We start from the raw sequence: 21,790 nt of genomic DNA, 5'->3' as shown, positions 1-21,790 counted from the left end.
AAAGGCTCTTTTTTTTGTCTATCTTGCATGACGTAGCATGACAAAGGGGTAATTATGGCGGCACTAAAAGAGCCTGTAAAAATCTTTATAGTTCAGTCTCTTGCTTGCTTTGAAACACCTCAACAAGTAGCAGATGCTGTCATGCAAAGATTTAACATCGAAATTGATCGTCGGCAGTGTGAAAATTACGACCCGACCAAGTATGCAGGCAGAAATCTCAGCAAGAAATTAAAGGATCTGTTTGATAAGACACGTGAGGATTTCCGAAAGAATATTTTTGATATTCCGATCGCAAACCAGGCATTTCGACTGAAAGAAATTCAGAAAATGTATGAGGATGCTGGAAAGAACAAAGCATCCAAACAGAATCTGTTGAAATTGGCTTATCAGGAAACGGACGCACGTACAACCAAGCAGGAAATAACTGGTCCAGACGGCGGTCCTTTGCAGAATGAAAACACAACCTATGTAACTGCCTCAAAAGAATTGGTAAGGCAGGTGATGGATGAACTCGAAAGTAAATACTAGCTTGTTGGAAATGCAGATCGAACAGGAACGGTGCGAGAAAGAACATTTATTCTTTACGCGCCGTTTTTTTCTGCCTCGCATGGGCTTTAAGTTTTCGGTCAATTGGCACCATGAATACATAGCTTGGGCCATTGATGAAGTCATTGCCGGACGAATCGAAAATTTAGTTATTAACGTTCCACCTGGTTCAGGTAAGACTGAATTACTGACTAATCTGATTGCACGTGGTATCGCCCGAAACCAGCGCTCACGATTCTTGTATTTGTCATTCTCACAGTCACTTGTAGAGGATGTTTCATCCACGGCGCGAAACATCGTTAAATCGGCAGATTTTCAGGGCTTATGGCCAGTTAAGATCTCGACCAGTACCGATGCTAAGGCAAGCTGGAAAACGACTGTAGACGGCTATGAGGCAGGGCACGTTTATTCTGCTTCAATGGGTGGTCAGGTTACGGGCCGCCGTGCAGGTACATTGGCTGATAATGGATTTACCGGTGCGATTATCCTGGACGATCCGCTCAAGCCTGAGGATGCATTCAGTAAGACGGCACGTAACAAAGCAAATCGTAAGATTCTGAACACGGTCAACTCACGTAAGGCCAAGTCCTCCACACCAATTATTCTGATCATGCAGCGTTTACACGTTGAGGATCCGACTAACTTTGTGATGACGGGTAACGTCCCGGGCAATTGGCATCAGATTTCGATACCAGCCCTGATTGATGATGATTACATCAATTCATTGCCTGAGCACATTCGAAAAAAAGTGCCGCGAGATGTCGAACGTGACGAAAAAGGCCGTCAAAGCTACTGGCCATTAAAAGAATCTTTACTGTCGTTACTGCAGCTGGAGAAAGGTGGCCAAGACAAAGACGGCGCTACGGTATCTCGGTATACATTCAGCAGTCAGTATCAGCAGACACCGAAAAAGCTCGGTGGAGATCTGGTCAAGGCTGAATGGTTTGATCGATACCTTGAGTTACCAGTTTTGAAATGGCGTGCGATCTGGGCAGATACAGCACAGAAGATTAAAGAACATAACGACTACTCAGTTTTCTTATGTGCAGGCCTTGGGTATGACAACCGGCTTTACATCATTGATGTGCGCCGTGGCAAATGGGAAGCACCTGAGCTGATTAAGGAAGCCAAGGCTTTCATCAATAAGCACAAGGAAAGCAATACCAAGATCGGCAAACTTCGTTACATGGCTATCGAGGACAAAGCGTCTGGAACGATGCTGATCCAGAACATCTCTCGTGAAACGACATTGCCAATCAAAGCGATTCAGCGTGATACAGACAAACTGACTCGAACGATGGACGTGGTGTTCTATGTTGAAGATCGCCGTGTGGTCCTGCCAGTGAGCGCACCATGGTTACTGAACTACATTGAGGAAATTGAGGGCTTAAAAGCTGATTTCACCCATGAGCATGATGACCAATGGGATCCAACGATTGATGCGATTAATGATTCTCTTGCGAAAAAGCCGACTGTATTTGATTAGAGGTATTTATGGCTAAAGATAAAAAGTCGGATACAGGCGGTAAAATTAAAACGCTTGTAGCTGATGCAGTAAAACAGGCAATCAACACCATTGGTGATGCTGGCGCATATACAAACTTGGTATCGAATATTGGTACCGAGCGTGACAAGGCTTCGCATGGTAAGTTCGTACGGAAAGACATTGACGATGATCAGCTTGAAGCGGTTTACCAAAACTGGCTCGCACGCCGTATCGTCAATCGACCTGCGTCAGACATGCTTCGTGCTGGATGGTTCTATGAAGGGATTCAGGGTGATGATTTAAAACGGCTTGAGGAAGCGTGTAAGGCGTTTCATTTAGAGCATGTGCTTTTATCAGGCCTGATTCTTTCTCGCCTCTACGGCGTTGTATACATCCTGCTTGGAACGGCTGACGGTGCTGCCTTAGATCAACCTTTAGATATTTCTAAACTTGGTCAAGGCCGTTTGGAATTCTTCACGGTCGTGAAAAAGAAATACATCACGGCGGATAAAAACAGTTATTTACCGCCGTCGGCATGCTGTGGATTGCTAAAACAGCCTGAATTTTACGAGATGAAAATGGGCAATGAGGCGAAAAAGCGCATTCACCATTCACGCTTGATTCGTATTGCGCATGCTGATGTGGTGAATGAAGAACCTCAAAGTATCTTGCAGGAAGTCTATGAGGATCTACTTGATCATGCCAGTGTTAAGCGTGGATCCGCCAGCCTGATTCATGAATCGAAGATTGATGTCATTCAAACACCTAACCTAGTCGACAAGATCAAAGAGGATATGAAAGGAGTCATGGAGCGCTTTATGTCTGTGGGCTTGATGAAAAGCTTGAATGGCATGCTGGTCCTTGATGCTGAGGAAGAATACAGTTCCAAGACATATAACTTCGCTGGCTTGCCTGACATGATGCGTGAATTCTCGATTCAGACAGCTGGCGCGGCAGATATTCCCTATACGATTCTGTTTGGCCAATCACCTGCAGGAATGAATGCCACTGGTGAGCATGACACTCGTAATTATTACGACTCGATTGCAACGAAACAGGAATGGGACCTTAAGCCAATCTTGATGAAGTTCCTCACTGTGATCTGTCAGTCTACCTTTGGGCGTCAAATTCCTGAACTTAATGTGGTGTTTAATCCACTCTGGCAATTGGATGCGAAAGTCCGTGCGGAAGTGGAAAAAGCGAATGCTGAGCGTGATGAAAAGTATCTCAATATGGGCATCATCACTGAACCACAGATCGCACGTCAGCTTAATATCGACGGCGTTTACTCTGTGATTAGTGAAGATCACATCAAATTGCTGGAAACTATGGTGACAGCCAATGACGACGATCATACAGATCCTTAAGCCTCAGCTTCAGCAGATCAAGAAACGCAAAAAAGGTCGTAAGGCTAAGCCTAAGGCTGTTAAGGTCAATCGCCGTGTTGAGTTGTTCTATACACGTCAGCTTTTAGAAATATCCAAATATTGCCAGGAACAAACCAAGGATTTTGTTTTACCTACGATAGGTCAAAACATTGGTGATAGCTGGGTGACGGATCTATTCACGGCGTTACGTGAAAAGATGGTGAAGTACACCATTGAAGTGTCGGTATCTTTGGCCACTAAGGTGGTGATGGATACCAGTAAGGAAGTAGACAAGCAGATTGCCAGTCATACCAAGACCATTCTTGGTGTGGACCTTACGCCGTTTTTCCGTGGTGCCGATATTCAGGATGAAATCGATAATCAGATTGCTGCAAACGTTTCTCTGATTAAGTCTATTCCAAGTCAGTACACTGATAAGCTTGAAGCCTTAGTGATGAATGCCTTGCAAACAGGGCAAACTAACCAAGAACTGGCTCAGGAAATTAAAAAGCTCGGTCATAGTACGGACTTTCGTGCACGCTTAATTGCTTCTGATCAGATGGGCAAGATCAACGGTGCTATCAATAAGAAGCGTCAGGAATCCATGGGTGTTGAAACTTATGTATGGCAGTCAGCAAAAGATGAGCGTGTACGAACAGATCATCGGATTAAAAATGGTCAAACATTCCGTTGGGATGAACCACCTTCAGGCGGTCATCCAGGTCAACCAGTTCGATGTCGATGCACGGCGTTGCCGAATTATGAGGATATTCTGATTGAGTAGATTTAGTAACAATTTAGGATATTTTATGTTGATTCCTTCAATGATAGGTTAGTTGAACCTAGGTAAAAAAGGCGTCAAAAAAAAATGGCAAAAACAATTAAAGAAAAATTGTCGGAGTTCGATGATAGCATTTCATCTGCTTCGACTCGCGCAGGCAGGACAATCAAGCGTGTAGAGAATATGACTAAAGGTGGTGTTGATGCAGAAGTGCAAGCGCTTCAAATGACAAAGCAGAGTCCTACTCAGCAACAATATGAAGTGCGTGATATTGAAGCATTCCAAAAACTAGCGGCTGATACTCGTGTCGGTGTTCCAATTACACAGCAACAAGTCAATGCTTTAATTCAAGACACTAATGATAATCCTGGAAGTGCTCCTTTGCCTGCTACCTAATTTTTACTATTTCTACAACCCACCAGTCGGTGGGTTTTTTATTGCCCACAGAAAGGTGATGTCATGCGTAAAAAGAAATTTTCCAAGGAGCGTTTTTATCGCCGTCTGGAAGCTCAAAACAAAAATAGGGTGACCAGCTGTAATTTTCATATTGAAGCATTGAATCACCAGGATGTGAGTCGAGTAATGAAAAAATTAAGAGCCGATGGGCTCTTTTTTAATGCCCAAAATTCAGCAAAACAGCTGGAGCCTAAACCTGAATTTGTGCCACCTCCACCATTGCAAAAGATTGGAGCATCTGAGCCAGAAAACGATTCAGGACTGTTTGGTTGGTGCTTTTTACACATGGCGGCAATTGTGGCCTGTGCACTTCTCTTATGCGGAATCTTACAAAAGCTGAGTCATTAACTCATGAAACTCATTTACCAACTCAAAATTGGTGACTTTGCACCAAGCGAAAGTACACGCTCATTTACTCAAGAAGGGTATCTGAAATGTATCAATGTGCGCTTGGCTAAAGCACCTCAAGTCCGTCAGTACTACGCTTATGAATTTCCAAATTTGGAAGGCTATTCAGCGGATCAGGTCATCAATGTCTATGTGGCAGCTGAGGACCTATTCAAGCCTGAAGTCATCAATAGCCTTCAAGGTGTAGATGCAACGGACTATCACCCACCTAAAAATGAAATCAATGCTTCCAACTGGAAGGAATACCACATTGGCGAATGCTTCAACGTGCGTCAAGAGGGCGATTTCTTGGTCGGTGATCTGATTATTAAAGATCAGAACAGTATCGGTTTAATCCAAAACAATGAGCGCGTTGAGATCTCATTGGGCTATGCAGCTGATCTTGTCCTTGAACAAGGCACGGCGCCAGATGGTACGCCGTATCAAGCCAAATTTATCAATTTTAAAGGCAATCACGTGGCGCTGGTGAAATACGGTCGCTGTGGCGGTGATTGTCGCGTCGGTGACCATAAACCAAACCCAAAGGGGAAAAAGATGGAAATTAAAGTAAACGGTATTCGCTTTGAGATTGGTGACAATCAAGCGCTAGCTGATGCTGTAAAGCAACAAGAAGACCAGATTGAAAACTTAAAAGCAGCAAAACTCAAAGTCGGTGACAAACAATTTGCCATCGGTGATGAATTACCAGCTGTACAAGCAGTGGTTGATACCTTGCAGACTGAAAACGCAGAACTTAAGCAAAAAGTGGGTGATCTCGAGAAAAACCAAATCACTCCTGAAAAGCTTGATCAGGTCGTAGCTGAACGTGCGTCAGTGGTTGCGGACGCCGTGGCATTGGTACCAGGTATCAAAACTGAAGGCTGTTCATGTGAACAAATTAAACGTGATGTGATTGCAGCCAAAGCAGGTGACACATTGGTGACCGCTGTACTCGGTGGTGTCGCCGTCGGTGATGCTAAACCTGAACAGATCGACACGGTCTTCCGTGCACTGTCAGCAGTGAAATCGACCACACCAGGCAATGCAGTCGGTGATGCATTACATCAACAGCAACAACAGCAAAACCAAGCTCAAGACCCTAAAGAAAATAAGGGTTATGACAAGTCTGCTGCATACAAAACAATTTAAGGGGAACTTGAATCATGGTTCAGCAATTAAATGCGGTGGTCGGTCAGCGTGGCCGTTTAACTGCCAAAGAGGTTGTACTGTCATTACCACTTTCAGGTCTGACTTTAGTCAATGACGGTGATGTGGTTGTCCGCACGACTGATGGCAAATCAGTAACTGCTGTGGCAGGTGCTACACCTACACGTTTTGGTGTCGTGGTACGCCACGGCGTTGGTAAATCAGGCAAAACGGCGGCTGGCAAAGAAGCCTATAAAGCCGCTGATATGGTCCCTGTGATGTTTGAAGGAGCGATCTGGGTCAAGCCTACAGCGCCAATCACTGACATTACCTCAGCCGTTTACGTGAAAACTGCAAATGGTACGACTATAGCGCCGTTAGGTTCTCTTTCCTCATCTTCAATAGATGGTACCGAATTACCAGGGGCAGTATGGGAATCTGTGACTGGTGCCGATGGTTTAGCCCTTCTTAATCTTCGTGGAGCTTAATAGAACATGAGCAAATTAGTAAAAATGAAAGCGCGTTTAACGCCGATTTCATACGCCATTCAGGCACAGGTGGGTGATGCATTCAATATGGATGCATTGGCACAGCTTTTCATTAAGCTTGAAGAGCAAAATGAAATCACTCCACAGCTTCAACAAGTGCTGGACTATGCCAAATTCATTCCAGTGACCAATGTGCAGGCTGCATACGGCGGTGGTGAAATCTTGTCACGTAAAAAAGGCGTGGGTATCGGTAAAGATCATTCTGGTACTGGTGATGATATCCCGCTTGCAGAAGTGGAATACGACACTGTGCAATTGCCTGTAAAAGTCGGCACGATCGGTTACCAATATTCAATTGTAGAGTTGGCAACCGCTCAGGCAATGAACCTTACATTGGAAGCTGACAAAGTTCAGGCTGCGAATTTGGCTGCTGAAAAACACATGTCGAATGTGGCTTGGTATGGCTACACCACAGCGAATGCAAGCGGTCAGCTCACTCAGGTCAATGGCTTCCTGAATCAGACTGGTGTGACAGTCGTGACAGCGCAATATAACTGGGGTACTGCAACGATTGAACAAGTCCTTTCAGACTTCAATAAATCACTTGCAGATGCAACGAATCAGTTTGATGGTGATGCATCGATTGAGCCTGACACATACATCCTGGCATCGAATCAATATTCGAATCTTGCCAACCGTATTGTGGCTGATTCAGGTGGTAAAACGTTCCTTGATTGGGTAACTGAAAAGAACATTTTCGCTACTCAAGGCAAGCCATTGACCATCCGTGGTTCTGGTCGTGGCAATGGTAAAGGTACCGCAGGTGCTGACCGCTCGATCATCTACCGCCGTGATCCATCATGCATTCAGTTTAAAGGTAACAGCGTTGAGTTCTTGACGGCGCAACCGAAAGGCTTAGATGTGCTTGTACCTGGTCACTACAAATACCAGGGCGTTTGGCTGAAGCGTGTTGATTCGCTTCGTTACCTTGACCATGCATAAGGACTAAAACCACATGGCTAAACATTCATACACATACAGCGGCTCTAATGCCGCTTTTGTTTTTGCGGGTGTGGCAACCTTGCCCACAGGTATCGCCGTAGCGCTCGAAGCCGATCAGCACAAAGCACTTCAAAAGAACAAGTTTGCCAAGCATCTGCTTGATGCAGGTGAGCTTACTGTGGAAGAAATTGCGGAAGCTGGTGATTTAAAACCTGCTTCAGGTGGTCGTGGTAAAGGTGCTCAATCGGGCAAAGATGACGGTAAGGGTAAGGATGAATCCAAACCTGCTGAGCTCACGATTGATGACGTGCGTAAAGCACTGACCGATCTTGAAATCACCTTTGCTGAAGATGAAACCCTTGAGCAGCTACAAGAAAAACTTGCTCAAGCCACTGAATAAGGTGAGCTATGGACCCACAAGCTTTTAAGTTGAAGTTTAAGTACGACACGGCGCTGATGAATCTACCCGATGCAGAAATTGCAGACGCATTAGAGGAAGCGGATCTCGTTGTGAAGTCACTTGAATTTGGTGATCTGAAAGAACGTGCTGTGGGTCTATATGCAGCACACATTCTCAAGGTTGCACTCAAATCAAAGTCAGGCAACAGCTTTTCAGATGCGTCGAGTATGACCATTGCAGGGCAGAGCGTGAGCTTTTCACGTTCGGGTACAGATGCGTTTTACAACCAAAGCATTTATGGCCAGCGTTACCTGGCATTAAAAAATTCAATTCCAATTGGCAATGATGGTACCAATCCCAATCGTTTGGGCGTTGGTGCTTTCGTTGTTTAGGAGCAAGGCATGTCATTTAAGTATAAAGCGCCTGAAAACTTTAAAGCGACTTCGCTTGAAATTGCAGGCACCACATACAAGGTTAAAGATAGTGTGATCGAGTCGGATGCCGACATTGCACACATCTTGGCACCGCATGGTTTTAAACGTGCAGTACCTGAAACCAAAGCAGAACCTAAAAAGGAAACTGCAGCTGCAAAGTAGGTGATGTATGAGTGATTACCGTGTTGATGCTGATGTTGATTTTAACGAGGTCAATGAACGTGTACGTGCTGAAATACGGCGCACGGTAAATGCACTCACACTTAAACTTCAGCGCACCATTCAAGAAGACATGCTGACAGGTCAGCGTTTGAATGTGCAGTCTGGACGTTTAAGAGGATCCGTTTCATCTAAGGTGGAAGAGGATAAGGACTGGATCGAGGGGACAGTCGGTGCGGGTGGTGCTTTGGTACCGTATGCCTTTGCTCATGAATTTGGGCTTAAAGGTGCGATGGGGATTAAGGCGCATCTTCGGATGATTAAGAAAGTCTTTGGTCAGCCGATCACACCACGTCAAATCATGATCAAAGCCCATTCACGTAAAGTGGATATGAAAGAGCGCCGTTTCATGCGTGATTCATTGGATGAGATAGCGAAGATCGTACCTAAGAATATTGATGCTGCAATTGAAAGGGGATTAAGCAGTGAATAGTGAAGCCATTTACCAGGCATTGTTTAATCGCTTGTCAGGCATCGAGGGGATTAAAACCACAAGTCGCCGTTTAAAGCATTTCAATCATGTTGCACCTGAAGAGCGTCCAGCTTTATTCGTGACGCAAGGCAATCAAACTGAAGTGCCTATCAAGGGTTTGGATGCCAAGGTTGAACTTGAAGCAGAAGTGTACGTTTACATTCATGAATCAGATCCAACGATACCGCCGTCGATACAGTTAAATCAGATGATTGATCAAGTGCGTGCCAAGCTTGCACCTGATCATCCTGACATCTGCGAATACCAAACCTTAGGTGGACTGGTCGAGCATTGTTGGATCGAGGGTACGATCGAAGTTTTTGAAGCAGTGGAAAACATGCTTGATGACCAAGGGATTTCGATTATTCCGATCCGGATCCTCACCACTACCTAAAGCAATTTATAAATTCCATGACCGCCACTACGGCGGTTTTCTCATTTTTAAGAGGTCGATATGGCTCAATATTTATTTGGTGCCGGTAAAATCTTTGCCACACCATTACAGGATGTGCACGGTAATCCAATCACCAACGGCACACCAGTTGAAGTGGGCGTACTACAGTCAACGTCAGTTGATATCAGCTATGACTTAAAAGAACTCTATGGCCGTGGTCAGTTCGCCGTGGATGCGGCACGCGGTAAAGGTTCAATTAAGTGTAAAGCAACAATGGGTCGCATCAACGGCGCATTGTTGAATTCCATTTTCTTTGGTGGCGTGGTCACTGAAGGTGGTATTACTGCAGTAGCACAAACCATCAATGGTGAAGTCGTTGCAGCGTCAGTAACACCAGTCGTTCCGAACAGCGGCACATTCTTGAAAGACTTGGGTGTGACAGATGCCAAAGCAGTTCCTTTAAAGCGTGTAGCAAGTGCACCGGTTGCAGGTCAATACAGTGTGGATGAAGCGACAGGTGTTTATACCTTTGCAGCAGCTGATGTCGGTAAAACGGTATTTATCAGCTTCAAATACACGGCGACGGTGGCAGGTGCCAAGTCTGGTGTCGTAAGCAACTTGGATATGGGTTATACACCTGAATTCAGTGTTGATCTATTCCGGGACTACAAAGGTAAATTCTTTGGTATGGAATTCTTCCGCTGTGTTAGCAATAAGCTTGCGTTCAGTTCAAAACAGGATGATTACGATCTACCTGAGTTTGAATTCCAACCAATGGCCGATGATTTAGGCCGTGTCTTCAAATGGACTACTTCGGAGTAATACTAGATGCAATTTAACCAGATCGAAAACCCACGTGGTAACCCGCTTAAAATTAATGGCCAGTTTTGGATTTTTGCGCCGTTGTCCTTAGGTGCTGCTGAAAAGCTGATGCCAAAGCTGAAAACCTTTGATCCAAGTGACTTTGCTTTAGTGGCAGATGTTGCACATAGCTCTTTAAAGCGTAACTATCCTGACATTACCCGCGACTTCATTGCTGATGAACTGCTTGATGTTGGTCACGTTAACGCCGTATTTGAGACGGTCATGGGGGCTTCTGGTCTGGTTTATACAGGGGAAGACGAGCAGGCCACTGATTCGGGGGAATAGACTGGGAGGAGCTGTACACGCATTTGGTGCTTACATTGGGCAAGGATTACGACTACGTGCGTAATGAATTGGATTTCCCAAGAGTCAAAGCATTGAATGCGTATCACAAGCAGTGTCCTCCCAGCCATGTTGGTATTCAGCGTCTGTGTCGGATCCTTGAAGCATTTATGGGGATTGAAGACAGTACAGGTTCAGATGATACGCAAAGCGATGATGAAGATGATCTATTCGCTGATCTGCAAAATTTTCCTCAGGGTGGCTAAGGCTGCCCGAATTGATTAAAGCTTTTGAGTTGGTTAAAGTTGATTCAATAACAAATTAATCGGAATTTATTGTGGCAACATTACAGATACATGCGGGTGATTTTAATAAAGGAAAAGGATCCATCACAATTATGATGGGTATAGTTACGATTACGCCTGCTTGGGGAAATGGAGACGGTTTTTTTGCTAAATCACATACATTTTCTTCAGTAGAGGTTGAAGAGCTGGCATTAGCTTCCGAAGAAAATGTGAAGAAAATTGGCGGCACGGTTGGGTGGGGGGTAGCTGGAGCTGCTATCTTAGGACCCGTAGGACTTTTGGCTGGATTATTATTAGGTGGTAAAGGTAAAGAGGTCACCTTTGTGATGAAGTTTGTAGATGGAAGAAAAATGTTAGCTACTACTGACAGCAAGACGTATACAAAATTAACCGCCTTAAAATTTTAAATATCACTTATTGAATTCAATAAACCGCCATAAGGCGGTTTTTTTATGCCTATTTAAAGAGGAAAGTATGAGCAACAATCGAGTGGAAGTGCACGTTGGTGCGAAGACTTCTGACCTTAAAAAGGGCATGGATGATGCTGAAAAGATCGTTAGCGACGGCGCCAAACGAATTGAGGATACAGGGAGTAAAGTAAAATTTAAGCTGGATTTCTCAAGCATTAAAACTGGTTTGGATGACATAACAAAGAATATCAACAATAGATTTGAAGATATTGGCAAATCAATTTCAGGAAACCTGACTAAAAGCTTTGCCGCGATCGGAGTTGGTATAGCAGCTTCTGTTGGGACAGCGGTTACTGGATTGGCATCATTAACGTCTGAAGTTGGTCGAGCATCTAAGGAATTGGAAATTCAAGCACGCTTGGCTAATACAACCACAAAAGAATTCCAAGAGTGGGCATTTGCCTCTAAATCCGTCATGGTTGAACAAGACAAGCTATCTGACATCATGAAAGATGTGAATGATAAATTTGGTGACTTTATGCAAACTGGTGGCGGAGAAATGGCTGATTTCTTCGAAAAAATTGCGCCAAAGGTAGGTGTAACCGCCAAAGAGTTCCAAGGTCTTACTGGCCCACAAATCCTCGAAAAGTATTATCAAACTTTAGAGAAAGCAAATGTATCCCAAGCTGAGATGACTTTTTACATGGAGTCAATCGCTAATGATGCAACGCTATTGGCTCCATTGCTCGAGAATAATGCAGAAAAGTTAAAGCAATATTCAAATCAAGCGCATGAGCTTGGCTTGATTATGGATCAGGATGCAATTGCGAAGACTAAGGAATTTAATACTGCGTTAAGTACAATTCAGCAGACAATCGACGGCGTATTTACAAGACTGGCAGCTCAAGCAGCACCGGCGCTGACAAACTTAGCAAATGATTTCCTTGGTTTTGCATCAAGATCCAGAGAGGGTATTGATAGTGCAGTCACGGCGATAATCACGACATTCGAGAGCCTCCTCGATATTGTTCAAAGTGTATTTAGTACGATAGGCGGTATTTGGAGTGATTTAACTGCTGATATTGGTGATGGATCTATTCAACAAGTAGGGTTTATGGATCTAGTCGCTGGTGCGATGAATGGATTTGCAGCCGTAGCTGTTGGGCTAAAAGTTAGTATCGAAATTGCTTTTGCTGCTATTCGTGCGGTCGTTGCTACAGTGTGCCAAGCAATCAACATTTCAGTGAATACTGTAATGAATGTGTTTGGAGGTTTCCGAGATACGATTCAATACGGCCTTGATGTCTTGTCTATCAAGTTTCAGACCTTTGGTAATATTGTTAGCAATGTTTTGAACTTTAACTTCTCAGCTGCCAAAGCATCATGGGAAAGTGGTCTATCACAATTAGGTTCAATTACTGATCGCTATACAGGTCAGATGCAGTCGCGTCTAACCAATCTAAAAACAAGTTGGAATACTGGTGTAAGCAACACAGCTAATGCTTGGGGCACAGCAGGTTCGGCTATTGTCAATTCTGCAACAACAGGTGGGCAAAGACTCCAGAATCTGTTCTTAAAAAATCCTACTGTAGTCGGAACTGCACCACGACCTACACCATCACCAACATTTAACTCAAATAAGGGTATTGGCACAGGGGTCAAAGACTCTAAAGGAAGTTCGGCAAAAGCTAAATCTGATGCTGATGCAAAAGCAAAGGAAAGAGCTGCTGAGCAAGAAGCTAAAGCAATTGCTGATATTCGGTATAAGTATGCTACTCAAGAACAGAAAATAAAGCTGGATCTTGAAAAAGCACTTAAAGAAATTGAAAAAGCCAAAATCACTGATGCTGAAAAGGCTGCTTTTAAGGTACGTGCTGAAAAGGATGCCAGTGACAAGATTACTGCATTAAATGCTGAACAGTTTGAAAAAATTAAAGCTATTCGCGAAGCTGAAATTCAAAACAAGCAGCAACAAGCTCAGCGAATCTATGAGATTGAAAAGGCTAATATCCAAGCTGAATTCGATGCTAAGAAAATTTCAAATGTTCAAAAAGCACGGCTTGAAAAAGAGTTAGAGGATCAGCTCAGAGCTATCAAGCGTAATGGCTTGCAAGAGCGCCTTGACTTAGAAAATCAAATGTCTGGTATTTCAGGAAAACAGGGTAATCAGAATCAGATTATGAACAATATTTCTGATTTGGATACTGATCAAAAGGTTTCCGATACCAAGCAAGTTGGAGTTCTTTCAGATGCCCAAATGAAAGACTTTGAGGATAAGTTTGGTGGTCTAACGTCACGAATGTCTGGTCTATGGGACAAGGGCATTCAGTCCATGATGAATGGAACGCTGACTTGGAAAAATGCCATGAATGCCATTTTTACAGAACTGGCAGGGGCGTTTATTCAAAGCATGATCACGGCGCCAATGAAAAAGTATGCTGCAAGTTTAGCCACTCGATTGGCTGTAAAGCTTGGATTCATCAAAACTGAAACCGCTGCTGAAGTAGCAGGTCAAGCTGCACAGACTGGCGCCGTAGTGGCTGGTGAAACCACCAAAACCATGGCAACCAGTACAGGTGCCTTAGCACGTTTAGCCATCAAAGCGGGTGAAGCGATTAAGTCCATCATGATGTATGCCTGGGAAGCCATGGCGGGTGCATTTAAAGCTATGGTATCCATTCCTTACATTGGTCCAGTGCTTGCTGTGGCGGCTGGTGCTTCTGCATTGGCATTGGTCGGTGGTCTTGCTGGCAAAATCAAATCTGCTCGAGGAGGTTACGACATTCCTGCAGGTGTGAATCCAGTAACTCAATTGCACGAAGAGGAAATGGTCTTGCCTAAACAGCATGCCAATACGATCCGTGCCCTGGGTAAAAGCTTAACCTCCGATGGAGGAGTAGGTGGTGGGCAAGGTGGTTCAGCGCAAACATTTAATAATTTCACGATTCAGGCTTGGGATTCCAAAGATGTACGTCGATTCCTAGAAAAGCATGGACGTGAATTGGCAGGTGGCTTGAAAGGCTATAACCGTAATTTTGGTCGATAAGGGAGAAAGTCGTGTCTGATGTATTGTTTCCTGAATTGCCAGGACTGGAATGGGATCTCAGCAAAAAACCCATTTTCAATACAAAGATTATGGAATCAGTGAATGGTCGGGAGCTTCGAGCAAGTTACCAGGCCGTTCCTAAGTATGAAATATCTTTGTCATTCGGCTTTCTGCGTGAATCGAAAGGACGTAATGAACTACAACAGCTCGAAAGTTTTTTTCATGAGCGCCGTGGTGCATTCGATTCCTTTCTTTTCAAGATGCCTGAGGATTGCGAGTTTAAATGCACTTTTATTGGTGATGGCGAAACTACCAATTTTCAGCTACATAAGCAGATGTATATATCCCAGATACCATTAGCACATACACAAGAATTTGAGTCAGAAGATCCACTGATGTGGGCAGATGATTTAGATCAACCAATGTGGACTGATTTGGATGAGCGCATGTGGGAAACCCAATACAGCATCAGTAAAAATGGCTTTATAACATTGCCAGTACCACTGGCAGAAGGCGATACGCTAACGGTATCAGGCACGTATTACTATCGTTGTCGATTTGCTGACGATGAACAGCAATACACCAACTTTATGAGCAAGTTATGGAAAGCCAATAAGGTTGAAATGATTGGCTCATTGGGAAATAAGGTATGAGAACAGCATCTCCACAGCTCATTGCTATGTTAAATGAAGATCAGTTTGTTATGGCAGATCTGTACGCCATCACTACTGTACAAGGTGATGTGTACCGATACACCAACTATGATTTTGATTTAAGTGTTGGTGGTTATAACTACAGTTCGAAAGGTCCTGTTATTTCACGTGAAGGTATCAGCTTATCGCTTGGAGTTGAGGTCGATAATCTAAGTGTGACCATTGAAGTGACGAATGAACAAACCTTTGAGGGTATACGTGTAGTTCAGGCATTCCATAACGGCCAAATGGATGGCGCACGCTTCAAACTTGAACGGATTTTCTTAAGTCTTAGTCGTCCGACTGATACCAGTGCTGGCGCCGTAGTACTTTTTGAAGGGCGTTTGATTGAGCCTAAATTTGATCGTAATCGAATTGATGTGAGTGTGGCTTCTGATTTGGATGACTTAGCTGTTCAAATGCCACGCAACTTGTACCAGCCGAGCTGTAATAACACGCTGTTTGATAGTGCATGTGCTTTACGCCGTGAAAACTACCTAGTGAATACAGTGATTGAGTCAGGAAGCACGACAGCACGAATTCTATGCAGCTTAAGTCAGCCTCAAGGATGGTTTACTCAGGGTGTGATTGAATTCCTTGATGGAGGGAATGCTGGCTTAAAGCGTACCGTGCGGTTGCATGAATCAGGTGCTTTGTTGCTGACCTTGCCACTGCTTGAAACACCGCAATCAGGACAGCGTATTAAAGTTTATCCTGGATGTGATAAGCGACTTGAAACGTGTATTAATCGTTTTAGTAATAAAGAACACTTCCGTGGTGCGCCATTTATACCGGTACCAGAAACAGCGGTTTAACTTAACTTGTATTAGTCCATACCCAGCAATAGCTGGGTTTTTTTATGGGGTGGGAAAATGCCTTTACCAAATATATTAGAGTTTATTGGTACAAATATTACTCAACGTAAATTTCAGCAGGCGATGGAAAAACTGCTTGGTTTTACTGATGAATTGGATAAGCGCCAAGCTGCGATTGGAAATGGTTACTATAAGTCTTATGCAACGCTTGCTGCTGCTAATGCTGATATTGCCAATATTCCAATGGGCGTATCTGTAAAAGTAATGAGTGCTGAAAATGGTGGTGAGTATTACAAGGCTACGTCTGGCGCAGCAACACTAACAAAGAGTAATTATGATCCATTAACACAAGCTAAAGAGTATACTGATAATCGGACTAATTACTCTTATGAATATGTTAATGGCAATAAAATTGGGGATAAATCGGCGAGATATGTTAATTTAGGTATCAATGCTATTTATGCCTTGTCTAGTTCAGTAAATTATGACTCAGTAGTAATCCCTGTGCGCGAGGGCATTGTCTTGTTTATAATGAACGATAAGCAAGATTTCAACGTACCCACTAAAAATTATACCTTCGCCTTTTATGCGGATAATCCAAACACTAACAGAGTTCAAGCAAGAATTGAATCGATAGTAACGCCCGAGATCGATGTGTTAACGGGCATTTCATATAGAAAAACGACAGTTCCAATGGGCGCTAAGTATTTAATTTTAAATACTAGGTATGTTTCAGATACGATTAACTGGGCTGTGCATGCGGGCAGCTTCTCATCTAGTTATATCCCAGGTGAAGAAATTGTCAGCAAAATCGCTGATTCATTATTAGCCAGTGAGGAATTAGCTATAGCGAAATCAAACGCGTTTACAACTGAAAACATAAAGGAATATGTAATCGACCCATTGAGCGAGTTTGATTCGTCTGCTTTCTTGAATAACTACAATCTGACTAGAGCCGAGGCGATAGCGGCTGTTCCGGTGAAACTTCGCAAGCAAAATCTAACTATCACATATAATGAAGTAGAAAAACTTACTTTCATTAACGATAAAATATCGAATTGGAACATACAACGTCTATGGTTAAGACCAACAAACACAATCGCTGAGGGTAAAATCAACCATGTGGACGATCGTATGCTTTATGAGGGTTTTACAATTGGCGGGTCTGGAGTGCTTTCTTCAGAACATCCGCTAAACAGGTCTGCGATTATACCAATTCACCGAACCTATACAGACGGGGTTGAAAACAAGCTATCGGTCGTATCTCAATTACAGCCTTTTACAAACCTTGGTTTCGGTTTTTTGAACGCGGTAGGTGAAACAATCTCTGGTACGTATGTCGGTGGTTTTGTAAACGTTGTATCGCGTACTATACCCGCTGATGCTAAATATATCGGCATTACTTTAGAAGCATATAACACATCAACACAAGTGACAAACGGTGCCGGCAACTGGGACATTGCAAAGAAATATTTAACTTATTTCCCTGATAATTCCAAACCTATTGTGACAAATTTAAAAAATCATGACGGGTTTGAGAATTTCAAATATGGGGAGCACCAAAGTCTTATCATAGATAAAACCCCCACTGGTGATCAGTTAATTAGCCCTTACTTCAAAGAAACCGCCAAAGCTAGTAATGGGCTTCACATTGCTCATTTCGTTAAAAAGGTTGAGTTCCAAAAAGGGAAGCAGGATTTACGCAAACCCGATGGTTCTTACAGACGTTTTTCAATAACCCGTATTGGTAAGCAAGCTTCAACGGGTGGGGTGTATATTCAGGTAACTTTCGAGAATGAAAAAGGTGTAATGGTTAGTCCCGATTTAGGAACGAATATCATAGTTCAACCAAATGAGGATGGACTGGTGGATATAGAGTGGGTAAGCACTAGGATTGCGGACTATTTCAAACTAAGGGTTACAATAGATTCAACATATATACCAAATGGGAATATAGATTTTTTATTTGAGAACGGCGAAATACATCCGAAGGTTATTACCAAATCTGAAAAAATCAAAGGTGTGAATAATGGTGTTCAGTTTACACAATTTCAACAAGTCGGCGTTGCTAAGACTGTATCTAATCAAAGTCAACCGGACCCTAAGCCTGTTGCGGTGACTATGAGCATGCTAAACGGTGTGGTGTCTCAAAATGTTGTTGGTTCTAAGGGTGAAGAATATCAACAGATGGCAATGATTGCTTCTAAAACCGCAGGATTTGCAGGTAAAGCAAATATTTATGTTGACTCTAAATCAAATTATCCGAACAATCCCAAAATTTCTTTATTGAGAGCGCCAAGTTCAGTTGACTATAACTTAGCCATTGCACCGATTGCCCAACAAAATACGGATGTTATGGGTAAAACATTAAGTTCTCAATATATCCATCCCGACATTTGTTATTGCAGTCAGCCTGTCGGTGGATATAAATATTGGATGATTAATTCAGTATGGCCTAACGCTAATGAGCAGTTTGAAGACCCTGAAGTGTTTGTAAGCAACGATGGTATCGAATGGATGCGTGTGCGCGGATTTACTGAACTCGAATCAGGCGGCATTGCTTTTAAATTACCTGAAGTTTACTGGAACTCTAATCATAAAACTGGTTTCATGCCGATACCTATTTCAGGATCGTTTGAATTTGCTAAAGAGACTGTTACAGAGGTTAGCGATGTAACTAGCACTTATTTAGCACATGACCCGGCTATTTCATATCATAATGGTTATGTGAATATGTATGTGTTGTATAACTTTGGATTGGGGTCATCGACCAGAGATCACAAATATATTATATGTTTGCGTACTAATAACGGAAAAGATTGGGAAATCGTGAGGGAAGATGGTTCAACAATGCCATATAACGAAGCCAACTCAAAGTTGTTATTTACTAAGACCAACGGCATTCGTAATCATATTAAATATTATTATGGGTCTGGTGGGGCAGGTTCTAGTCGAGCATACGCGCCGCAAATTGTCAAAGTTAGTGATTCAGAGTGGTATATGTATGTACGTACCAATTTAAATTCTGTACCAACTTCTGGATACTCCCTATCAACGGTTCGTTACAGAGGAAGTAACCCTTATGTTTTCAACTGGGATAGTCCTGAAATATTATCTAAGACTAATAATTTTGGCGGTGTCTTATGGCACTTTGGGATGCACTATAACAACGGGAAATTTTATTGTGTGTTCAACGGTTATTTAGCAACGTCAACCGACGGGGTCAATTTTACAGTTCTACCGCAAAGATTTTTTTGGCAAGGGATGAGCAGTGATTTATATAAGCCAACTTTAACTGTTGGGCACGATGGTAAAGTAAAAATGGCCTATAGCTTACAGGTCCATACATCTATACCCCATCCATATAAACCGCAAGTCCCATACAACTCAGTGAACCCTGAGAGACTTTACCATTATGTCAAACTACCGGTTACGTTGGTGACAGAATTTAGCAGCCTTGCGGATATGGAAGTGCGAGCCACGACTGCTGTAGAAGATGCGTATGTAGACGTTATCATTGCGTCAATTAGTCAGGCAACAAAATCTGTGAAGTTCAATTTAGTACCCTGTGCTAGATCATTAATTGAAGTTACTAATGCTCTAGATGTAACTTACGATGATGAAATCTATGTTGTTGCTCATTTAAACGCTAGAAATGGAGGGAGCTTAGAATTTAAAGGGGTTGCGGCAACTCTGCCAAATTCTGTATTGAATTAATGTTTAATGGGATACAGCCTTTCAGGTATGCTGTATCCCATTAATGAAATAAAGTTTATATATCTTTCACCTAAATTAGACGGTTAAGCAATATACTACTGTGAATTTTTTACAGTTAAACACATCAATTTATAATGCAATCAAAATTTAGATACGATATTAACGGTTTAAGAGCCTATGCCGTTGCTTTGGTGGTTCTTTTCCATTTTCAAATTCCAGGATTTTCTTCTGGTTTTATCGGGGTAGATGTATTCTTTGTTATCTCGGGCTATCTGATGACAAAGATTATAATCGATCAGTTGATGCAAGATAGATTCTCAATATGGAAATTCTATTTAGCACGCGGCATAAGAATTTTGCCAGCTCTTTTAGCTTTAACAACAGTAATTGCGATTGCTGGTTGGTTCTTACTAATACCTGAGGATTATAAAACCTACGGAAAACATGCAGCTTCCAGTATTACTTTTTTATCAAACATTGCATATTTAAGGGAGTCTAGTGATTATTTCTCTACAGCTGCACATGAAAAAATACTACTCCACACTTGGTCTCTTTCTGTGGAGTGGCAGTTTTATATAATACTTCCGATAGTTTTACTAATAATTGGAAAGATTAAGAAAAATCGTACAATTTTAAATAGTGCGATTGTAATTGGATTTTTTATTTCTATTTTTCTGTCGTACAAAATTAGTCAGTCTAGCCAAAGTACGGCATTTTATATGATTCCAACTCGTGCTTGGGAGATGCTTTCCGGTGGTTTGGTATATGCCTATTTTAGCCAAATTGCACTATCTAATTTCTTAAGAAAAAGTATTGAAATTTTAGGTTTTGGACTAATCATCACAAGCCTTATTATTTTTGAAAAAACTACATTATGGCCGAGCGTAAATGCTCTATTGCCAGTTTTTGGCTCGATGCTGATACTAGTGGCAAATAATCAAAATTCTTTCTTAACAAAACCCAAGATATTTCAGTTGACTGGTGATGCATCATACTCAATTTATTTGTGGCATTGGCCAATAGTGTTTTTTTTAGGGTATTTAGGATATCAAAATGATAATTTAATGATTATTATAGCTATCTTACTTTCCTTAATTTTAGGTTGGTTGGGTTATAGATTCATAGAAACACCCTCACGGATATATTTGAATAAAACTTCATTATTAAAAAGTGCCTTTATTCTGATATCGATTACATTAATTCTAAGTTCTATCTTCGCATTGATATTCCTTAAAAATGGAATCCCACAAAGAGCAAGTTATAGTTATTTAGAAGAAACAAAAGAGCTGGCTATGCCTTCTCCAAATAATGGATGGTGTTTTTATGATGTAAGTAATATTAATTCCTTGCAAATAGGTGATTCTGGATTGAATTGTAAAGTAGGGGAAATTAAAAATAGTAATAATAAGGCTTTGCTTTTTGGTGATTCATTTGCCGGTCATAATATTCCATTTTGGGATGAGGTAGGCAAAAAGCTCAATACCCAAGTACATGCGGTGAGTACAAACTGGTGTTATCCATCCATAAGTGATGATTTTCCAGACCTAATGGCTTTAAGAGCTTTTGAGCAATGCAGGATCAATAGAAAATTTTTGTCAGAAAATCTACAAAAGTATGATTATTTGATTTTTGCTGGATTTTGGAAAAATGTAATAGATAGAAATCAATTAAATAGTTTCGAGAATCTGCTGGTTCAGGCTAATAAGTTAAGTATCCCGATTATTATTATGCCTTCACCTTATTCTTTTAATAAAAATATAGCTAAAGACTACAAAAAAGCTATCTGGCTTGGAAATGATTTTAAATTAGAGAGTGATGATGATTATGATCTTAGGTCTGCAGAGGCAAATGAGATAGTAAAAAAAATGGCTAGTAAATACTCTAATGTCATTTTTTTAGAAAGAGCAGATTTGTACTCTAAAACACATCTAACAGAAGCAGGGTATCCGTATAGTTTAGATGGGGTGCATATAAGCATTCTAGGGTCAAAAGCTTCTGCTAGTTATTTTGAGATGACTCCTAAGTTTCAATACCTGAGTAATCAATTTAAATAACACCCTACAAACCAAAACCACCACCAA

The 21,790-nt window shown here is 42.1% G+C and carries 23 protein-coding genes; all 23 read left to right on the top strand.

Annotated features, from left to right (window positions below; genetic code table 11):
* The first annotated feature begins 54 nt into the window (after positions 1–54).
* The 23 genes from FSC11_RS08860 to FSC11_RS08750 all read left to right on the top strand — a co-directional run bounded on the left by FSC11_RS08860 (position 55) and on the right by FSC11_RS08750 (position 21,763).
* Complete coding sequence (locus FSC11_RS08860; protein ID WP_163166418.1) at positions 55–528, top strand: DUF2280 domain-containing protein; 474 nt, start codon at positions 55–57, stop codon at positions 526–528.
* A complete protein-coding gene (gene terL / locus FSC11_RS08855; protein ID WP_163166416.1) occupies positions 506–2,032 on the top strand; it encodes a phage terminase large subunit in 1,527 nt (508 codons plus the stop codon). The genes FSC11_RS08860 and terL overlap by 23 nt, the downstream gene beginning before the upstream one ends.
* An 8-nt stretch (positions 2,033–2,040) precedes the next feature.
* Positions 2,041–3,399: a DUF1073 domain-containing protein gene (locus FSC11_RS08850; RefSeq protein WP_227590972.1), complete on the top strand. Its 1,359-nt coding sequence runs from the start codon at positions 2,041–2,043 to the stop codon at positions 3,397–3,399.
* On the top strand, positions 3,374–4,183 hold the full coding sequence (locus tag FSC11_RS08845) for a phage head morphogenesis protein (RefSeq protein WP_163166414.1): 810 nt from the start codon (positions 3,374–3,376) through the stop codon (positions 4,181–4,183). The genes FSC11_RS08850 and FSC11_RS08845 overlap by 26 nt, the downstream gene beginning before the upstream one ends.
* Before the next feature lie 84 nt (positions 4,184–4,267).
* On the top strand, positions 4,268–4,576 hold the full coding sequence (locus tag FSC11_RS08840; RefSeq protein WP_163166412.1) for a hypothetical protein: 309 nt from the start codon (positions 4,268–4,270) through the stop codon (positions 4,574–4,576).
* 63 nt (positions 4,577–4,639) lie between these two features.
* On the top strand, positions 4,640–4,984 hold the full coding sequence (locus tag FSC11_RS08835) for a hypothetical protein (protein ID WP_163166410.1): 345 nt from the start codon (positions 4,640–4,642) through the stop codon (positions 4,982–4,984).
* Positions 4,985–4,987: 3 nt separating this feature from the next.
* Complete coding sequence (locus FSC11_RS08830; RefSeq protein ID WP_163166408.1) at positions 4,988–6,172, top strand: DUF2213 domain-containing protein; 1,185 nt, start codon at positions 4,988–4,990, stop codon at positions 6,170–6,172.
* Positions 6,173–6,186: 14 nt separating this feature from the next.
* Positions 6,187–6,657, top strand: coding sequence for a structural cement protein Gp24 (locus FSC11_RS08825; protein WP_163166406.1), 471 nt, complete (start codon positions 6,187–6,189; stop codon positions 6,655–6,657).
* A 6-nt stretch (positions 6,658–6,663) separates the two neighbouring features.
* On the top strand, positions 6,664–7,659 hold the full coding sequence (locus FSC11_RS08820; RefSeq protein WP_163166404.1) for a DUF2184 domain-containing protein: 996 nt from the start codon (positions 6,664–6,666) through the stop codon (positions 7,657–7,659).
* 13 nt (positions 7,660–7,672) lie between these two features.
* Complete coding sequence (locus FSC11_RS08815) at positions 7,673–8,059, top strand: hypothetical protein (RefSeq protein WP_163166402.1); 387 nt, start codon at positions 7,673–7,675, stop codon at positions 8,057–8,059.
* Between the two features lie 8 nt (positions 8,060–8,067).
* A complete protein-coding gene (locus tag FSC11_RS08810) occupies positions 8,068–8,451 on the top strand; it encodes a DUF4054 domain-containing protein (protein ID WP_034703003.1) in 384 nt (127 codons plus the stop codon).
* A gap of 9 nt (positions 8,452–8,460) precedes the next feature.
* A complete protein-coding gene (locus FSC11_RS08805) occupies positions 8,461–8,655 on the top strand; it encodes a hypothetical protein (RefSeq protein ID WP_163166400.1) in 195 nt (64 codons plus the stop codon).
* Positions 8,656–8,662: 7 nt separating this feature from the next.
* Positions 8,663–9,145 (top strand): hypothetical protein, encoded by a 483-nt coding sequence (locus FSC11_RS08800; RefSeq protein WP_163166398.1) that lies wholly within the window; start codon positions 8,663–8,665, stop codon positions 9,143–9,145.
* The gene (locus FSC11_RS08795; protein WP_163166397.1) at positions 9,138–9,578 is read left to right on the top strand and encodes a hypothetical protein; all 441 of its coding nucleotides are present in this window, start codon (positions 9,138–9,140) and stop codon (positions 9,576–9,578) included. Before FSC11_RS08800 ends, FSC11_RS08795 begins: the two co-directional genes overlap by 8 nt.
* A 60-nt stretch (positions 9,579–9,638) precedes the next feature.
* A complete protein-coding gene (locus FSC11_RS08790) occupies positions 9,639–10,400 on the top strand; it encodes a hypothetical protein (RefSeq protein ID WP_163166396.1) in 762 nt (253 codons plus the stop codon).
* A 6-nt stretch (positions 10,401–10,406) separates the two neighbouring features.
* Positions 10,407–10,727 carry a hypothetical protein gene (locus tag FSC11_RS08785; RefSeq protein ID WP_163166395.1) on the top strand — a complete coding sequence of 107 codons (321 nt, stop codon included), beginning with the start codon at positions 10,407–10,409 and terminating at the stop codon, positions 10,725–10,727.
* A 26-nt stretch (positions 10,728–10,753) separates the two neighbouring features.
* Positions 10,754–10,990, top strand: a complete 237-nt coding sequence (locus FSC11_RS08780) for a hypothetical protein (protein ID WP_151836709.1) — start codon at positions 10,754–10,756, stop codon at positions 10,988–10,990.
* 71 nt (positions 10,991–11,061) lie between these two features.
* Positions 11,062–11,436 (top strand): hypothetical protein, encoded by a 375-nt coding sequence (locus FSC11_RS08775; protein WP_163166394.1) that lies wholly within the window; start codon positions 11,062–11,064, stop codon positions 11,434–11,436.
* 67 nt (positions 11,437–11,503) lie between these two features.
* A complete protein-coding gene (locus FSC11_RS08770; RefSeq protein WP_163166393.1) occupies positions 11,504–14,485 on the top strand; it encodes a cell envelope integrity protein TolA in 2,982 nt (993 codons plus the stop codon).
* 11 nt (positions 14,486–14,496) lie between these two features.
* Complete coding sequence (locus FSC11_RS08765; RefSeq protein ID WP_163166392.1) at positions 14,497–15,138, top strand: DUF2460 domain-containing protein; 642 nt, start codon at positions 14,497–14,499, stop codon at positions 15,136–15,138.
* Entirely contained in the window at positions 15,135–15,992 is an 858-nt protein-coding gene (locus FSC11_RS08760) for a DUF2163 domain-containing protein (RefSeq protein WP_163166391.1), read from the top strand. The genes FSC11_RS08765 and FSC11_RS08760 overlap by 4 nt, the downstream gene beginning before the upstream one ends.
* A gap of 57 nt (positions 15,993–16,049) precedes the next feature.
* Positions 16,050–19,709: a hypothetical protein gene (locus FSC11_RS08755; protein ID WP_163166390.1), complete on the top strand. Its 3,660-nt coding sequence runs from the start codon at positions 16,050–16,052 to the stop codon at positions 19,707–19,709.
* Positions 19,710–19,843: 134 nt separating this feature from the next.
* Complete coding sequence (locus tag FSC11_RS08750; RefSeq protein ID WP_227590971.1) at positions 19,844–21,763, top strand: acyltransferase family protein; 1,920 nt, start codon at positions 19,844–19,846, stop codon at positions 21,761–21,763.
* Positions 21,764–21,790: the final 27 nt, after the last annotated feature.

The organism is Acinetobacter schindleri, assembly GCF_010918895.1.
Classification (GTDB): Bacteria; Pseudomonadota; Gammaproteobacteria; order Pseudomonadales; family Moraxellaceae; genus Acinetobacter; species Acinetobacter schindleri.
The sequence above is the reverse complement of the archived record's forward strand: the minus strand, read 5'-3'. Positions and strand labels throughout refer to the sequence as shown.

Excerpts from the sequence above, each read along its gene's own strand:
- FSC11_RS08830 (WP_163166408.1), top strand. The coding sequence starts at position 4,988 with ATGAAACTCATTTACCAACTCAAAATTGGTGACTTTGCACCAAGCGAA.
- FSC11_RS08790 (WP_163166396.1), top strand. The coding sequence starts at position 9,639 with ATGGCTCAATATTTATTTGGTGCCGGTAAAATCTTTGCCACACCATTA.
- FSC11_RS08850 (WP_227590972.1), top strand. The coding sequence starts at position 2,041 with ATGGCTAAAGATAAAAAGTCGGATACAGGCGGTAAAATTAAAACGCTT.
- FSC11_RS08785 (WP_163166395.1), top strand. The coding sequence starts at position 10,407 with ATGCAATTTAACCAGATCGAAAACCCACGTGGTAACCCGCTTAAAATT.
- terL (WP_163166416.1), top strand. The coding sequence starts at position 506 with ATGAACTCGAAAGTAAATACTAGCTTGTTGGAAATGCAGATCGAACAG.
- FSC11_RS08750 (WP_227590971.1), top strand. The coding sequence starts at position 19,844 with ATGCAATCAAAATTTAGATACGATATTAACGGTTTAAGAGCCTATGCC.
- FSC11_RS08860 (WP_163166418.1), top strand. The coding sequence starts at position 55 with ATGGCGGCACTAAAAGAGCCTGTAAAAATCTTTATAGTTCAGTCTCTT.
- FSC11_RS08820 (WP_163166404.1), top strand. The coding sequence starts at position 6,664 with ATGAGCAAATTAGTAAAAATGAAAGCGCGTTTAACGCCGATTTCATAC.
- FSC11_RS08770 (WP_163166393.1), top strand. The coding sequence starts at position 11,504 with ATGAGCAACAATCGAGTGGAAGTGCACGTTGGTGCGAAGACTTCTGAC.
- FSC11_RS08810 (WP_034703003.1), top strand. The coding sequence starts at position 8,068 with ATGGACCCACAAGCTTTTAAGTTGAAGTTTAAGTACGACACGGCGCTG.
- FSC11_RS08755 (WP_163166390.1), top strand. The coding sequence starts at position 16,050 with ATGCCTTTACCAAATATATTAGAGTTTATTGGTACAAATATTACTCAA.
- FSC11_RS08825 (WP_163166406.1), top strand. The coding sequence starts at position 6,187 with ATGGTTCAGCAATTAAATGCGGTGGTCGGTCAGCGTGGCCGTTTAACT.
- FSC11_RS08835 (WP_163166410.1), top strand. The coding sequence starts at position 4,640 with ATGCGTAAAAAGAAATTTTCCAAGGAGCGTTTTTATCGCCGTCTGGAA.
- FSC11_RS08800 (WP_163166398.1), top strand. The coding sequence starts at position 8,663 with ATGAGTGATTACCGTGTTGATGCTGATGTTGATTTTAACGAGGTCAAT.
- FSC11_RS08805 (WP_163166400.1), top strand. The coding sequence starts at position 8,461 with ATGTCATTTAAGTATAAAGCGCCTGAAAACTTTAAAGCGACTTCGCTT.
- FSC11_RS08845 (WP_163166414.1), top strand. The coding sequence starts at position 3,374 with ATGACGACGATCATACAGATCCTTAAGCCTCAGCTTCAGCAGATCAAG.
- FSC11_RS08815 (WP_163166402.1), top strand. The coding sequence starts at position 7,673 with ATGGCTAAACATTCATACACATACAGCGGCTCTAATGCCGCTTTTGTT.
- FSC11_RS08760 (WP_163166391.1), top strand. The coding sequence starts at position 15,135 with ATGAGAACAGCATCTCCACAGCTCATTGCTATGTTAAATGAAGATCAG.
- FSC11_RS08840 (WP_163166412.1), top strand. The coding sequence starts at position 4,268 with ATGGCAAAAACAATTAAAGAAAAATTGTCGGAGTTCGATGATAGCATT.